Annotated in this window: 15 protein-coding genes; 5 read left to right on the forward strand and 10 right to left on the reverse strand. The window is 38.0% G+C overall.

Annotation, left to right across the window (positions count from 1 at the left end):
• The 8 genes from RT445_RS07280 to RT445_RS07315 form a co-directional block, all read right to left on the reverse strand.
• The coding region (locus RT445_RS07280; protein WP_313470276.1) for a M20/M25/M40 family metallo-hydrolase at nt 1-461 on the reverse strand (461 nt) is incomplete at its 3' end.
• Nucleotides 462-763: 302 nt separating this feature from the next.
• Nucleotides 764-1,225: a nucleoside deaminase gene (locus tag RT445_RS07285; RefSeq protein WP_274796447.1), complete on the reverse strand. Its 462-nt coding sequence runs from the start codon at nt 1,223-1,225 to the stop codon at nt 764-766.
• A gap of 13 nt (nt 1,226-1,238) precedes the next feature.
• Complete coding sequence (gene arcC, locus RT445_RS07290; protein WP_274796446.1) at nt 1,239-2,189, reverse strand: carbamate kinase; 951 nt, start codon at nt 2,187-2,189, stop codon at nt 1,239-1,241.
• A 2-nt stretch (nt 2,190-2,191) separates the two neighbouring features.
• Nucleotides 2,192-3,670 carry a cytosine permease gene (locus RT445_RS07295; RefSeq protein WP_274796445.1) on the reverse strand — a complete coding sequence of 493 codons (1,479 nt, stop codon included), beginning with the start codon at nt 3,668-3,670 and terminating at the stop codon, nt 2,192-2,194.
• Nucleotides 3,671-3,702: 32 nt separating this feature from the next.
• Entirely contained in the window at nt 3,703-5,130 is a 1,428-nt protein-coding gene (locus tag RT445_RS07300; RefSeq protein WP_274796444.1) for a YlbE family protein, read from the reverse strand.
• On the reverse strand, nt 5,123-6,676 hold the full coding sequence (fdrA, locus tag RT445_RS07305) for an acyl-CoA synthetase FdrA (protein WP_274796443.1): 1,554 nt from the start codon (nt 6,674-6,676) through the stop codon (nt 5,123-5,125). Before fdrA ends, RT445_RS07300 begins: the two co-directional genes overlap by 8 nt.
• Nucleotides 6,677-6,678: 2 nt before the next feature.
• Nucleotides 6,679-7,557 carry an oxamate carbamoyltransferase subunit AllH family protein gene (locus RT445_RS07310; RefSeq protein ID WP_274796442.1) on the reverse strand — a complete coding sequence of 293 codons (879 nt, stop codon included), beginning with the start codon at nt 7,555-7,557 and terminating at the stop codon, nt 6,679-6,681.
• Between the two features lie 31 nt (nt 7,558-7,588).
• A complete protein-coding gene (locus RT445_RS07315; protein WP_274796441.1) occupies nt 7,589-8,197 on the reverse strand; it encodes an ankyrin repeat domain-containing protein in 609 nt (202 codons plus the stop codon).
• Between the two features lie 214 nt (nt 8,198-8,411).
• On the opposite strand from RT445_RS07315, the gene RT445_RS07320 reads away from it, so the two are divergent.
• The 4 genes from RT445_RS07320 to RT445_RS07335 all read left to right on the forward strand — a co-directional run bounded on the left by RT445_RS07320 (nt 8,412) and on the right by RT445_RS07335 (nt 13,841).
• On the forward strand, nt 8,412-10,130 hold the full coding sequence (locus RT445_RS07320; protein ID WP_274796440.1) for a PucR family transcriptional regulator: 1,719 nt from the start codon (nt 8,412-8,414) through the stop codon (nt 10,128-10,130).
• Nucleotides 10,131-10,321: 191 nt separating this feature from the next.
• Nucleotides 10,322-12,079, forward strand: coding sequence for an ABC transporter ATP-binding protein (locus tag RT445_RS07325; protein WP_274796439.1), 1,758 nt, complete (start codon nt 10,322-10,324; stop codon nt 12,077-12,079).
• Between the two features lie 14 nt (nt 12,080-12,093).
• Nucleotides 12,094-12,771 carry a response regulator transcription factor gene (locus RT445_RS07330; RefSeq protein ID WP_274796438.1) on the forward strand — a complete coding sequence of 226 codons (678 nt, stop codon included), beginning with the start codon at nt 12,094-12,096 and terminating at the stop codon, nt 12,769-12,771.
• Nucleotides 12,768-13,841 carry a sensor histidine kinase gene (locus RT445_RS07335; protein WP_274796437.1) on the forward strand — a complete coding sequence of 358 codons (1,074 nt, stop codon included), beginning with the start codon at nt 12,768-12,770 and terminating at the stop codon, nt 13,839-13,841. Before RT445_RS07330 ends, RT445_RS07335 begins: the two co-directional genes overlap by 4 nt.
• Nucleotides 13,842-13,864: 23 nt before the next feature.
• Here the strand turns inward: RT445_RS07335 and RT445_RS07340 are convergent, their stop codons facing one another.
• Nucleotides 13,865-14,452, reverse strand: coding sequence for an NAD(P)H-dependent oxidoreductase (locus RT445_RS07340; RefSeq protein WP_274796436.1), 588 nt, complete (start codon nt 14,450-14,452; stop codon nt 13,865-13,867).
• A 119-nt stretch (nt 14,453-14,571) separates the two neighbouring features.
• Between RT445_RS07340 and RT445_RS07345 the strand changes: the two genes are divergently transcribed.
• Nucleotides 14,572-15,009, forward strand: a complete 438-nt coding sequence (locus RT445_RS07345) for a MarR family winged helix-turn-helix transcriptional regulator (protein ID WP_274796435.1) — start codon at nt 14,572-14,574, stop codon at nt 15,007-15,009.
• 44 nt (nt 15,010-15,053) lie between these two features.
• Here RT445_RS07345 and RT445_RS07350 read toward each other — a convergent pair.
• A partial coding sequence (locus tag RT445_RS07350; protein WP_313470282.1) for a hypothetical protein occupies nt 15,054-15,294 on the reverse strand: 241 nt, incomplete at its 5' end.

Genomic DNA, 15,294 nt, shown 5'->3' on the forward strand with positions numbered 1-15,294 from the left:
TCTCGATCTACTAAATGACGGTACTTTTCTTTCTCTATCAGACCCGCCATCGCTTTACTTCCAACTGTTGAAACACCGAATCGGGAGGATTCCTCACAAGCAAAGGCGATAATTTCAATCGGATGCTTTGTCACAATAGAACGCTCATTTAATCGCTTGATAATCTCAAGTCCAGCCGTTACGCCAACAACACCATCATATTTACCACCTTGATAAACAGTGTCTAAATGGGACCCTATAACAACAGGCTGTAGTCCTGGTACACTACCTTCTCTTCGAGCAATAAGATTTCCACAATGGTCAATATGAATTTGAAGATTTTCATCTTTACATAAACGAATAAAAGCGTGTAAACAAGCCTGTTCTTCATTCGTATAAGCAACTCTCGTAATCCCTTTCTCTCCTGAATTATATTGATTCATATTATCTAGTAATTGTTGATATCGTTCTTTATAGACCATGTAAATAGCTCCTTCTTATGAATTACGAAGATGAAAATTTGACCCAATAATGCTCGTTGCCCTACTAATTACGCCTTAACGCAATGGCTGCTCAATGCTTTGCTTTTCGTACAAAAAATATTGCTGAATCAAGTTAACAGCATGATTATTTATTTCATTGTACCAAGAATCTTACAACTTTTTGTTTAAAATTAGAAAAGGGATTCTCCTTGACGAGACCCCTCCTCTAATGTATGTCTACGGAAAGCTTTGAGCAGTCCTAATTTTGTTAGGCTTGAATGCTCAAAGCTAGCTAACGGTTATTATTTTACTTCTTCTGCCATTTTTTCATTAAAATGCACGAACAGGTTGTCACAGTCTTCTCTAGTCTCGATTTTGTGCATGTTTAGCACGCTTGTATCTTTACCTGAAAAATAGTCGCGTATATGCATATCAGAGAAGCCATTTTTGTGAGCATCTTCTGCTGTATTGCAATAATGTACTTCCTTAATACCTGCCCAAATAATTGCTGAAACACACATTGGACATGGCTCACAAGTAGCATAAATAACACAATCAGATAAGTCCATTGTTCCTAACTTTTTAGAAGCTTCACGAATAGCCACAATTTCTGCATGTGCAGAAAGGTCTGTATCACGATTCATTGTATTCCCTACAACGGCAATGATTTCGTCACCTCGTACAATTGTTGCACCAAAAGGTCCGCCAATATTTTGATCGATACCTTCTTTTGTTTTTTCAACTGCTAATTGAATATAATCCATACCGTGAATCCTCCTAGTTAATAATATGAGTACCAGCTTGATTATTAATTGCCTCTTTTAGACTTTCAGGGTTTGTAATAATCACTCGGTGACCACCATTTTCTATGAAGCTTAGGCTCGCTTCAATTTTTGGAAGCATACTTCCTGGTGGGAACTGATTATCTAGAACATGTTGCTTTGTTTCTTCTACTGTAATTTCTTCAAGTGCTTGTTGTTCTGGCTTACCAAAATTAATAAACACACGAGGAACACCAGTTGTAATAATTAAGGAATCTGCATTTACTTGTGCTGCTAATAAGCTTGTCGCAAAGTCTTTATCAATGACTGCATCAACGCCTTCATAGACATTATTTTCTTTTTTAATGACTGGAATGCCACCGCCACCTACAGCAATCACGACATAATCATTATCAATTAATGATTTAATAGCATCCTTTTCTACAATATCAATTGGTTTTGGTGAAGGCACAACACGACGATAGCCCCGACCAGAATCCTCTACCATTTTCCAATCTGGATGTTCAATTAACATTGCATCCGCTTGCTCTTTTGTAAAGAACGAGCCCACCGGCTTTGTAGGGTTGATAAAGTTTGGATCATCTTCATTAATTTCAACTTGTGTAATGACACTTACTACTTTTTTATCAATTTGACGCTTAGATAGTTCGTTAATTAATGCTTGTTGAATTAAATAGCCAATTCCACCTTGTGTATCAGCCACACAGTTTACTAGTGGTACTGCTGGCATACCAGCTACCTCGTTAGCAATTTCACTTCTTTGTAATGTGAAACCAACTTGTGGTCCATTACCGTGTGTGACAACTACTTTATAGCCCTCTTGAATCATATCCGCGATATGTTCGACCGTTTGTGCAACTGCCTCTTGCTGACTTTGAATAGATTCACTTCCGCTATCTTTAACTAGCGAATTACCGCCGATTGCTACAATTACTAATTTACTCACAACTACACCCCTACTTTATTTTCTACACTATTATGAACACTTTGCTGATTGAATTTATATAGCACCGTATATAAAATAAATGACATGATTAGACCGCTGAAGAATGCAAAGTCATTTAGCTTCACTAAGAACGGTACACCCTTAAGAAAGGCACCAGACATTGGTAACAGGAAGCTAATCAAAAGGACGATACACGCGATGATATTATAGCCAGATTTATAGGCTCCGTTTTTTCCCTCTTCTACGTAAAGCATTGATAAATTTAAATGTCTTTTACGCTCGATAAAGAAGCTAGACAACATAATACCCACTATTGGACCAAACATAGAACCTATGAAACTATAAAAGAAGAATAAAGTTTCTGTACTCGATACTAGTTTCCAAGGTAAAATGATTGTTCCAATAACAGCTGTTAAAACACCTGCAGATTTCACTGTAAATACTTTAGGGAATAATGTTGTCATTTGTAATCCAGATGGTAGTAAGTTACCAAAAACTACAAAAGCTGTTGCCCCTACATTTAATGCTAAAATTAACACCACTACAGAGAATGGATTTTGAATTTTATCAATTGCATCGACGATATTAAAAATTGGTTGTCCGAAAGCAATCTCTGTTCCTGCAATTAAGCTAATACAAGTGATAGCAAATAATAGATAAGAACCGATCATACCAATAGATAAACCGTAAATCATCGCTTTTGGTGATTTTGCTCTATGCGTATAGTCTGCAATATTAACCACGGGACCAGCCCAGTTCGAAACCAACGCACTGACACATGCAATAAAGACTAATGGACTTTCCATTGTTGCAGAAGGTTTATATTCTAAAATTGGTCCAATTCCACCAGCAATATTAATTGCCCAAATAGCTGCTCCAATGATGAAGATATAAACAATCGGTGATGAATATTTACCAAAGACAGTTAACATATCCATGCCACCTAAAAATAGCAACACTGTAACTAACCACAAAATGCCATAGGAGATCATTGTTGGAACATCTAAGCCAAAAATATTGAAGTCTCCACCGATAGACATATAATTCGGAATGAATCTTGAAAATAACACATTAAGGGATTGAGCACCTACAACTATTGTCGTCCCAAAGAATACAACCCCAGCAACCAATCCTCGACATAATGCTGGTATAATAGAACCTTTCACTCCAAATGAATCTCTTAGTAATATAGCGAATGGTATACCATATTTAGAAGCAGAATATCCATTTAATGCGTAACCTGCAGAAACAATCAATGCCGAAAGCATGATGGCTAAGAAAACTTGATTGACAGATAATCCTAAGATGAAAAATCCAGCCACCGTCATATAAGACATAATATTGTGAACTGCGCCCATCCAAACTGTGATGTAGTTAAAAATCCCCCAATCCCTTTCCTGAGGCCCTTTTGGTAATAGATCTTCCGAATAGCCAAGTGCTCTATAGTCTTGATTGGACTGTTCAATTTTTGTATGTTCCATATTAAGCTCCTCCTACTTATAAGGAAGTGGGCTTAAGCCCACTTCTCACTAATTGTGATTAATGATTTTTCGAAAGCTTCCATTGGAGGATGAGTAATACCAGCACCAATCATGCCAATACCAGCCTCTTTATGTGCGATTGCTGTATTGATGATTGGAAGAATACCAGTTTGAATTACTTTACGAATATCAATACCCGTAGGAATTCCCATGAAGTTTAATAATGGAATGGTAATATTTTGGTTCTCTGTTGTTGTAATTTCTTTCATTTGACGTGAATATCCAATTGCTTCATCTACTGTTCCACCTACTAAAGCAACAATTGCTGGTGCAGTAGCCATTGCAAAGCCACCGATGCCGTATGTTTCCGTAATAGCACTATCTCCAATATCAAGACCTGAATCTTCTGGTTTATACCCAGCAAACATCGGTCCGATTACTTGTTGTGCAGGACCTGTAAACCATGTATTACCTGCCATACCACTAATACGAACACCAAATTCTACACCGTTACGTGCCATCGTAGTGACAACAGTACTGTATTCAATACCGTGTGCAGCATCTAATGCACATTTACAGCAAGCCATCCATGTAGGACCTGAGAAGTAATCACTACTTGCTACAAAGTCAAATACTTCACGTTTTTGTTCTACAGGGTAATCTGTTTCTAAAATAAAAGGTGTTAATGCTTGAATTAATAAAGCCGTGCCTGCATTGTTACGGTTATGACACTCGTCACCCATATGAAGCGCTTGTGCAAGCATTAAACGAAGATCAATACCTTCTTTATTCAGCTTCATCGCATCACGTAAAATTGGACCTAACACATCGCGCATCCAAATTAATCGCTCGACAACGCTGTCATCGTTCGCACCCATACGTAAGATTTTTGCCATTTGCTCACTTAAGTTTGTATAGGCTATATTGCCATAAGCTTTATTTTCTACGATGTGCATAAACATAGAAGCTGAAGTTACACCAGCCATTGATCCAACTGCGTTATGTTCGTGACATGGTGAGAACGTGATTTCACCCGATGCAGCAACCGCTGCAGCTTCCTCTAGATCTTTTGCTAATCCTTCAAATATTAGAGCACCCATTACGGCACCTTTCATTGGTCCGTTCATTTTTTCCCAAGTAATAGGAGGGCCTGCGTGTAAAATTGTTTTCTTCGTCATCCCTGGTACTACATTAATGGCTTGGTCAAAACCAATTAGCACTGGTTGGGAGTTCACAATTTTTTCAACAGCAAGACGGTTTGCAGCTTCGATTTTCTCTGCTAGTTCTGCTTTATCAATTTTGTTAAGAGCTGCAATGATTTCTGGCTTACCTCCACCCGGTGGTGACCACTCTAGGTGTGTTGCGCTTGCATTTTGTGCTAAAATATCATCTTTAAAAAGTTCAATACCTACGTTAATAACGTTAATTTTACTTGTGAAAAGTTCATTAATCTTACTCATGATTTTCTCCTTTCAAAACCATTTCTCTTGCAAGTAATCCTGCATTTGTACTACTGCTTGCATGTGTCACACCTGCATCGACTAATTTTTTCACTTGCTCATCTATGTTTGGTGTATCTAAGTCAGTTCCAAGGACATACCCAATGATCTCTAGATGCCTACCTTCTTTTTCAGCTAATTGCTTAGCTTCCATGATGGCAGGAAGCATAACGCCCACTGGATCTTCATGAGAGCCGAAGCCTAATACGAAGTCCATCACGATAACGCCAACAGATGGATCTTTCGCTTCTTGTAGGAAACGCTCAATACGAGAAGATGGATCGATCATTGGATGTGGCTTACCATTTGTAAAGTCATCATCACCGAAGTCAATGAATGTATGCTCTTGACTTACACTGATATCCTTTAATAAGAAGTCCGGATTTTTTTGGATATTACTATAAACATTGTAGAATTTCTCCATAGCTAGATACATAGATTCATCACATAACGTACCGCCACAGAATAAACCACGAATGTATTTTTGTTCTGGTGATAATTTAGCGCGAACCTCTTCAATTAACGGAAGATTAAGTGCACGCTTGTTAATGCTTGCTTCATCAATACCTGCTAGTAATACAGCTTTTAATGCTGCTTCTTTAGACGTTTTTGCAAATTGTCCACCAGCAGCCACAACTGCCTCTTCATTACCACCAATAAAGTAAACAACAACAGGTTTACTGCACTCTTTAATTTGCGCAAGTACCTTTTTCTCAACACTTGCTTCAGGTGGCTTCGATACAAGAACAATTACTTTTGTTGCTTCATCAGCATCAAGAGCTTTGATACCGTCAAGCATCATAATACCGCCTACTTCTTTACTTAAATCGCGTCCACCTGTCCCGATAAGTTGGGTAATCCCACCACCGAAATCATGAATACGCACACTTACCTCTTGGCTACCAGTACCTGAAGCTGCAACAATACCGATGCTGCCTTTTCTTACAGCATTTGCAAAGCAAAGACCTGTATTCCCAATGATTGCTGTTCCACAGTCTGGCCCCATCATTAATAAACCTTTTTCATGTGCTAAAGTTTTTAATTCTACTTCGTCCTCTACGCTCACATTATCGCTGAATAACATAACATGCAGATTATTTTCAAGAGCTTTGCGAGCTTCACGAACAGCAAATGCACCATTTACCGAAATAACGGCAAAGTTTGCATCTGGGATACCTTGTACGGCAGAATCAATCGTTGCATATTTAATATCGCTTTTTGCTTGTGCTGAGTTTTTATTTGTTAACAATTCTTCTACTGCTAAGTAAGCGCTTTCTGTTTGCTCCGCATTAGCAGTTTTTACAATAATCATTAAGTCACCAGCTGTTGCTTCCTCTACTTCTGACGTCATCAAACCAACGTTGCGAATGACTCCTTTGTTCATTTCAGTCCCCATACCAATAATTGCTTGCTCAACGCCTTCAATTTGATTCGCTTTTGTTGATAGTGACATCAATGATACTGAATCAAAATATGTGTTTCGCTTAATTACGACTTTAATACTCATCTTTATCCTCCTAATTTTATATTGGCTTCTAAGCCACTTATAAGCCCTAAGGCGATATCTGTCCCCGATGAGGAGCCAATTGCAAGCACCTTTCTAAGAGCCTGAATTGAATCCGCTTCCGTTCCATATAAAATGGAATAAATGAGTGAACAGATGGATTCCCTTACTTGTCCATTTGCTGCCTTTTTCAATGTTGTATAGCTAATAGCATTGGTCAAAGGCTTCATCATGTTGATGGCGCTTTCACACAGTTGCTTGTAAATATAACAAGGACTATTTTCTAAGTGAATGATGGCAAATAAGCCTACTAAAAAATCATCACCTGATGGTGTTAGCCCAGGTCCCAAGCCTACTAAATCAATTGCATAACTCTGAAAATGATCAAAACGCTGATTCATTAATTCCTCTCGGAGTAAACTTGTACGTTGCTGAAGCAATCTCGATGTTTCAGCCTCAAACTCACTAATTGATGAATTACTACGTTTCATTCCTCCACTTTTGCCATGTAAATTAATAAATTGTTTTACAGTGACTACATTCGTTTTTAAACAGGTTTGATCAGTTGGGAAAATAGGTAGTTGACATTGCCAACGAGTGGCGGTCTGCATTGCTATTTGTACTTTATCTTCTATTAATAGTTGGTCATGTTGAACCGATACTCTGTCATGTTGATGAATGTGCAGGTTGCCTAAAGTATCGAGATCGATAATCAGTGTATTGGGTGCATTATCCATTGCTTTCGTAGCAAGTGTGAAAATTTCTCCATTAGCCTCGCTTTGAATATTCAATGCATGCGTAAAAACACTATGAACCATTCCCGTAAACCCCGATGCACCTATTTGCTGAAGAAAATAGCCATCACCAGATATTGCGTGTATCATATGTACACCTCTTTATGCCCTAGAAATACTACTATTTTGCCCCTGCTCCTAGTAAAATCTTTTCAATTTCAGTGAATCCTTTTTCTCTCGCCATCGCTAACGGTGTCACCCCATATTGATCCACTAATTGTGTATCTGCACCATGTTCAACTAATAAACGAACAATTTCCTGTTGCTTCTCTCCACCATCATTTAAAAGAATTGCTTCAATTAATGGTGTCCAACCACAAATATTCGTATGGTTGACATTAATATCTGTAGTCGTAACAAGTTCACGTACCACATCTACAAATCCCTTCTCACTTGCAGGGTGAACACCTACACCACCAAAGCGGGTTAAACGTTCTAAATCTGTGTTTGCTTCAAGCATTATTTTCACAAGCTCTAACTTTCCGTTAATACATCCATATAAGAATGGATTTAAGCAAATTTGATCTTGAAGGTCGATATCTGCCCCTTCCTGAATTAGAAATTTTACTGTTTCTAATTGATCATTCATAGCAGCAAGTAAAATTGCCGTACGTTTACGCTTATTGCGAGAGTTAATATCTACACCTTGTTGTAAATAACCTTTCAAAGCGTTAATATCCCCTGTTTCAGCCGCAGCTAAAAATTCCGACACCACATTTGTATCTTCCACATTCTTACCTCCATTAATCCGACCTATTGTTCATTTCAACTAAAGGGAAATGAACCGCAGCAATGTTATTTTTTTCACATTACCGTCTTACACGCTTTATTTTATTCTCTTAAAACGTATATATCATTGTTTAGCAAAACCAAAAAGAATGTAGATGATTTAGGCAATGTGTACAATGTTTTGTGATAAGATTATGGCAAAGGAGTGAAATCATTTGCTAACAATCAAAGATATTCTAGAAACAAAGGCACTCGAAGGAATTAAAATTGTTGCCGGAGAACAAGGGATTCATAATAAAATTGCACTTGTGAACATTATTGAAAATCCCGATGCATTTGATTGGCTGACACCGAATGAATTATTATTAACAACTGGTTATATATTTCAAGACGATGAAGCATTACAAAATAAAATTATCCAAGAAATTTCTAAAATAAATTGTGCTGGCCTTGTCATTAAAATGAGGCGCTATTTACAAAAAACGCCTCAAAACATGATTGATATTGCCAACCAATATGGTTTGCCCTTAATAGAATTACCTTATAACTACACCTTGTCCAAGGTCATCTCGATCATCAATGAAAAGGCTTCAGGAGGCTATGATTTATTAAATAGGAAGTCATTGGATATGCATAATACGTTGTTTAAGGTGGCACTTGAAGGTGGAGGCATTGAATCCATCTCTTGCATGTTAGCCGAAACGATTAATAACCCGATTATCTTTTTGGATAGTGACTGGAATTTACTGCATTATACAGATCTCGATTCGAATCCTGTGCCACTTGCCTATGGCATCAACCTCAAGAAGAATCGGCCTACGTTTTCGAAGGATTTCATTGATACAATTCCAAAAGATTTAAACGAAATGCAAAAATCAATTACAAGGATGTATCATTTAGAAGATGTGGCTGTGAAATGTCGAATACTACCCGTGGCAGTTGCAAATTACATTTACGGCTATATTGTAATTTGGCAAACCGTACGTGATTTGACGGAGTTTGATTTCATCGTTTTGGAGCAAGCATCCACGATTGTTGCGTTAGAAAGGATTAAACAGAAGGAAATTGAGGGTGTGCGTTTAAAAATTAAACAGGAATTTTTTGATGATTTATTGACGGGTAAAATCAAATCCAGTGAAACGCTGCAAACACTCTGTGACCTACACGGCTTAAATATCAATTATAAATATTATTGTATCGTCATTTCGATCAGTCATGACAACCTGAGTGAACACCTTGATTTAATTTCAAGAAAATACGAATCTGATAATATAGCAAAAAAATGTGTGACTTTAATTTATGAACACTCTAGTACCATCAATGGAGAAATTACATGTCTTTATCGAAACAATCAAATCATCGTACTAATAGGACAACAGGATACGAAGCAAGACAGGACGATTAATGAAACAAAACAATACGCAGATACTATTCTGCAATTATTAATACAGCATAATAGCCAAACTTCCTTTTTGGTAGGTATTGGCAAAGAATATAAACATATTCGCTTTGTTCATAAAAGCTTTGCAGAAGCTCATGAAGCACTTCGACTAATGCAACGGTTTGAGGAACGTGGAGCTGTAGCCCATTTTGCCGATCACTCAATTTATCATTTTTTAGATTCAAATATGAATGAGGTGCAATTAAAGGACTTTTTCTTAGAAAGCTTAGGAGCTGTCTTTGAGCATGATCTTTTACATGGGACAAGCTACCTCGTTACATTAGAAAACTATTTTATTAATCATATGAATATTAGTGAAACAGCTAAGGAAATGTTTGTTCATCGTAACACATTAATTTATCGTATCGAAAAGATTAAAGAGATTCTAAAAACAGATTTAAAAAGCTATGAGGAACTGCTGCAAATCCAATTAGCCCTTAGAATTTATCGTTTGCTTGGAAAGTCTTTATACCATGATGAATTCGCAGATTAATTGTACAAGGTGATGCCCGATATGTGCATCGCCTTTTTAACTTGAATCAACCTAAACATCACGTATAGCAGACCCTCTCTTTTATATGATATATGATACGCTTCATTTCATATTCAGTTCATAAACGCATGCTATAGTAAAGCCATAGAAACGAAATACGTTGTTTTATACATTGAAGGAGGCTTATTTCTTTGCAAGAGACATCAAAAGACAAGACAAATCAAAAAGATTGGCGACGCTTTATCCAATTAATCAAACGAGCCGAACCCCCAATTTGGTTACTGGTCATCGCTTTAGTAATGAGTTTAGCTACGACGGGTGTAGGCTTTATCGTCCCACTCTTTACAAAACAATTGGTGGATGGTTTTTCATTAGAATCACTTGATTATTGGCAAATTATTGTACTCGGTATTGCCTTTATCGCACAAGCTATTGCTAGCGGATTATCCATCTACTATTTAAATCGTGTTGGTCAGCATGTTGTCGCTAGATTGCGAGACCAGTTATGGCGAAAGCTTTTACATTTACCCATACCCTACTATGATCAACATGATACAGGTGAAACATTAAGCCGTGTTACGAATGACACAGCCGTTGTAAAAGAGCTCATTACAGAACATTTAGCAAACTGTTTATCTGGGGTTATTTCGATTATTGGTTCCATCATCATTCTCTTAATCTTAGATTGGAAAATGACGTTAGTGATGCTAATTGCAGTCCCACTCGCAATGCTGATTTTAATGCTACTAGGTAAACGGATGTTTGTGATTTCTAAAGGTATGCAAGATGAAACAGCGAAGTTTACAGCGGTGTTAAGTCAAGTTTTGCCTGAAACTCGTTTAGTAAAGGCTTCGAATGCTGAGCACGTGGAATATGAGCGTGGCAAAAAAGGCATTACAAATCTTTTTACATTCGGCTTAAAAGAAGCGAAAATTCATGCACTGATTTCACCGCTCATTTCATTCGTTCTCATGTCAGTGCTAGTAGCGATCATTGGCTATGGTGGTGTTCGCGTTTCCTCTGGGGAACTGACTGCTGGAGATATGGTGGCATTTATTTTATATTTAATCCAAATCATTATGCCAATGACACAACTAACAATGTTCTTTACTCAGCTACAAAAAGCAATGGGGGCTACAGAACGAATTAGTGCATTACTGGAACATGAAGAGGAACATATTGATGAGGGTTTAACTGTCGAAAAAATCAATCAACCGATCTATGTTAAAAACGTTGATTTCTCTTATGCTGAAGAACCGATTTTATCCAATATTAACTTCACGATTGAACCAGGCAAGGTTACAGCCATAGTGGGGCCTAGTGGTGGCGGAAAAACTACAACCTTCTCGTTGTTAGAGCGATATTATCAGCCAACTAATGGTAGCATCACACTAGGAGATACCCCCATTGAAACTTTCTCTCTCCATTCATGGCGCAGTCAAATTGGCTATGTGGCACAGGAAAGTGCTCTGCTCTCAGGTACGATTCGAGAAAATATTTGCTATGGTATAGAGCGAGACGTCGCAGATGATGAGCTAGAAAGAGTCGCTAAAATGGCCTATGCGGATCAATTTATTAATGAGCTGCCAGATAAGTTTGACACAGAAGTAGGAGAACGAGGCATTAAGCTATCGGGAGGGCAACGTCAGCGTATCTCGATTGCAAGGGCGTTACTACGCAATCCCCAAATATTAATGTTGGATGAAGCAACATCAAGTCTAGATAGTAAGTCAGAAATTTATGTACAAAAAGCTTTAGACAACTTAATGCAAGGTCGCACAACATTAGTAATTGCGCACCGTTTATCTACCGTGGTAGACGCCGATCAAATATTATTTATTGAAAAAGGACATATTACAGGCTGTGGTACACACGAAACGCTCTTTGAAACACATGCTATGTATCGTGAATTTGCCATGCAGCAATTACGTATTAAAGAGAATGAATAAAGGGGTTTGTTGAAATGACAAAACTATTAGTGGTGGATGATGATGCACATATTCGAGAATTAGTAAAAGTATTTCTTCAAAATGAAGGTCTTGAGGTTATAGAGGCTACGGACGGTGTAGATGCACTGTCCAAATTAGCCGCTGAAAAAGTGGATATGGTTGTGATGGATATTATGATGCCAAACATGGATGGCTGGGCATTATGTGAGGAAATACGTTCATTCGATACGGATCTCCCTATCCTTATGCTAACAGCTAAAGGAGAAACCTCCCAAAAGGTCAAGGGCTTTCATTTAGGAACAGATGATTATCTAGTGAAGCCATTTGAACCAGTCGAGCTCATCGTGCGGGTCAAGTCCATTTTAAAAAGATACCGCATTTCCCTCTCACAGGTTGTTGAAGCTGGTAACGTTAAATTGAATCGCAGTACGCATGAAGTGGAATTGGACGGGGAGACTATTCTACTTCGTTTAAAGGAGTTCGAGCTATTATTCACACTAGCAAGCTATGTTGGTAAAACCTTTTCACGTGAACAATTAATCGAAGAAATTTGGGGCTTTGATTATGAGGGTGATGAACGAACAGTCGATGTCCATATTAAAAGAATACTCGAGCGTTTTCCACAGGAAGTTAGCGGCTTTGTCATTCGCACTATTCGTGGCCTTGGTTACCGCTTGGAACTAGCCACATGAGAAAACGAAGATTCTTTTTAAAGTTGATCATGGTCCTTTGCCTGTTTCTCATTGCAAATACTGTATTTGCTTTGCTTGCCTATCATGCAACCACATGGCTTTATAGTCGATTGGGTGCAGAGCCCCAAGGATTTTGGCTACAGTTAGGAACAGTAATTGGTGTATTTGTGCTCTTTGCCTGTTCAGCCGCTATTATCTTTTTAATCGGGCTAAATCGACAACGTAACTATTGGGATACGATTGTAGATGCATTAAGTCGCATGGCAAAAGGTGACTTTGATGTCAAATTAGATTTGAAAGCAGATGAGGAAGACCAATTTGGGCAATTAATTCATGGCATCAATCATATGGCCGTTGAATTAGGCGAACTCGAAAGAATGCGTCAAGAGTTCATTTCCAACGTTTCACATGAGATACAGTCACCTTTAACGTCTATTAATGGCTTTGCAAAGGCACTAAAAAATATCAATCTGCCTGAGGAAAAACGCCAACATTATTTAGACATTATCGAATTAGAAAGTCATCGTTTATCGAAAATTAGTGAGAATTTACTTAAACTAACATCATTAGAATCCCAGCATCATCCTTTTGAGCCTAAACAATATCGATTAGATAAACAATTGCGCAATGTTGTTCTCGCATTAGAACCGAATTGGCTAGAAAAAGAGCTCGACTTTGATCTCCATCTTGACAACATTTGCATCACAGCTGATGAGGATTTAATGAACCAAGTATGGATGAATTTGCTGACTAATAGCATCAAATTTACCCCCAATAAAGGTACCATCTCATTGTCCATGAGGTTGGACTCAGATAGAATCACCGTAATTGTTCAAGACACTGGCATTGGCCTAACGGAGGAACAACAAATGCATATCTTTGAAAGATTTTATAAGGCTGACCAATCCCGAACAGCCACAAATGGTGGCAGTGGATTAGGGTTAGCGATTGTTAAAAAAATTATTGATATGCACAATGGAACGATTACTGTGGAAAGCAAGCTAGCCGAATGTACAAGATTTTTAATTACAATACCGATCGTCAGTATTTCAGCTCGTGCAAACGATTAACACCGTTCTGCACGAGTTATTTTTTAGTAAGCTACTTTTCTAAAATATTGATATACTTTATTCAATTTTTGCTGTTGCTTCCCCTTTTTACTTTCCATGTTACCAAACTCAAAAAACTTCACTTTTTTCATCCCAACAAACTTAAACAATGCACGCTTCATCAAAATTTTATGTGCGTTATTCAACCATAAAAATGGATAATTGGTTGGCCCCTTCATTGTAGACACACAGACAACAGACTTCCCTTTTAAGAGCCCTTCTGGAAATAACCCCTTTGTATCGCGATAAGCAAAGTTCGCTGCAAATAATTGATCAATATAGCCTAACAGCATAGCTGGTGGCCTCCCCCACCAAATCGGGTAAACAAAAACTAGTTGATCTGCCCAAGAAAGCTGTTGGCGATATTTTTCCATCTTCGGATCCTGATACATATCACGTCGTCGTTTGTGCTCATGGAACATTAAACGTGGATCGAAGTCTTCTTCATATAAATCTAGTATCTGTAACTCCTCGATGGCAGGATTCTCACGACACCCCTTAATTACTTCCTGTAGAAAAGCATAATTTAAACTTTTATGATTTGGGTATGTATAGACAATTAATGTTTTCATTTCGTGCACCTCATTACTTATCATTTGATAACAAAATAATAATCGAGCTCTTTTTAGTTGTCAAATGATAATTGTTTTGAGATAAGTTATTTGGTATCTTGACAGTAGAGGTGATCCCAATGAATAAAAGCTCTTTATTTCATCAATTTGTATCGTTTACTGCCACTATCCATCAAGTGACACACGATCTTACACAAAATGTTACGGATGCAAATATCACACCGCTACAATATAAAATTCTTGAATATATTAAAGTAAGCCAGCCTGTCACACCAACCGAAATTAGTGACTGCCAACACATGTCCTTACCAAATACGAGTCGTGAACTACGAAAATTAAAAGAACGACAGCTAATTGAAAAATTTAACGACACCGGAGACCGAAGAAAGCAATATGTTCGCTTGTCCAATGAAGGTGAAAAAATGATGGAAGAGGCCTTCGCCTGTATAGAGGAACGCTTTTCCCAGCTTATTCAACATGCTTCTCCACAGGATCTAAAGGAAATCCAACATGCCCTAACCATCCTAGAGCAAAAGGTTTTTCAACAGAAAGTTTAAGACCATGCCGCTAGCTGCTTCCTACAATAGCAGGCTGGTTCTTTTTAGGTAGTTGGTGTTGCATTATTGCTCATACCTTTGCTTGTGGTGATTATTCTTGATTCCATACCGCTCATACTCTTGCTCGAGGTGATCATTCTTAGCTCCATTCCGCTCATACTCTTGATCGAGGTGATCCTTATTGGTTCAAAACCGCTCATAACCTTGCTCAAGGTGATCATAATTGGCTCCATTCCGCTCATATCCTGGCTCAAGGTGATCTTTATTGGCTCCATTCCGCTCATA

Origin of the sequence: Lysinibacillus sp. (assembly GCF_032093475.1) — a bacterium.
Taxonomy (GTDB): domain Bacteria; phylum Bacillota; class Bacilli; order Bacillales_A; family Planococcaceae; genus Lysinibacillus; species Lysinibacillus irui.

What these genes read in the sequence shown, in the direction of transcription:
- RT445_RS07285 (WP_274796447.1), bottom strand. Translation starts at nt 1,225, where the DNA reads ATGGATTATATTCAATTAGCAGTTGAAAAAACAAAAGAAGGTATCGAT.
- RT445_RS07295 (WP_274796445.1), bottom strand. Translation starts at nt 3,670, where the DNA reads ATGGAACATACAAAAATTGAACAGTCCAATCAAGACTATAGAGCACTT.
- RT445_RS07300 (WP_274796444.1), bottom strand. Translation starts at nt 5,130, where the DNA reads ATGAGTAAGATTAATGAACTTTTCACAAGTAAAATTAACGTTATTAAC.
- fdrA (WP_274796443.1), bottom strand. Translation starts at nt 6,676, where the DNA reads ATGAGTATTAAAGTCGTAATTAAGCGAAACACATATTTTGATTCAGTA.
- RT445_RS07310 (WP_274796442.1), bottom strand. Translation starts at nt 7,557, where the DNA reads ATGATACACGCAATATCTGGTGATGGCTATTTTCTTCAGCAAATAGGT.
- RT445_RS07330 (WP_274796438.1), top strand. Translation starts at nt 12,094, where the DNA reads ATGACAAAACTATTAGTGGTGGATGATGATGCACATATTCGAGAATTA.
- RT445_RS07335 (WP_274796437.1), top strand. Translation starts at nt 12,768, where the DNA reads ATGAGAAAACGAAGATTCTTTTTAAAGTTGATCATGGTCCTTTGCCTG.
- RT445_RS07340 (WP_274796436.1), bottom strand. Translation starts at nt 14,452, where the DNA reads ATGAAAACATTAATTGTCTATACATACCCAAATCATAAAAGTTTAAAT.
- RT445_RS07345 (WP_274796435.1), top strand. Translation starts at nt 14,572, where the DNA reads ATGAATAAAAGCTCTTTATTTCATCAATTTGTATCGTTTACTGCCACT.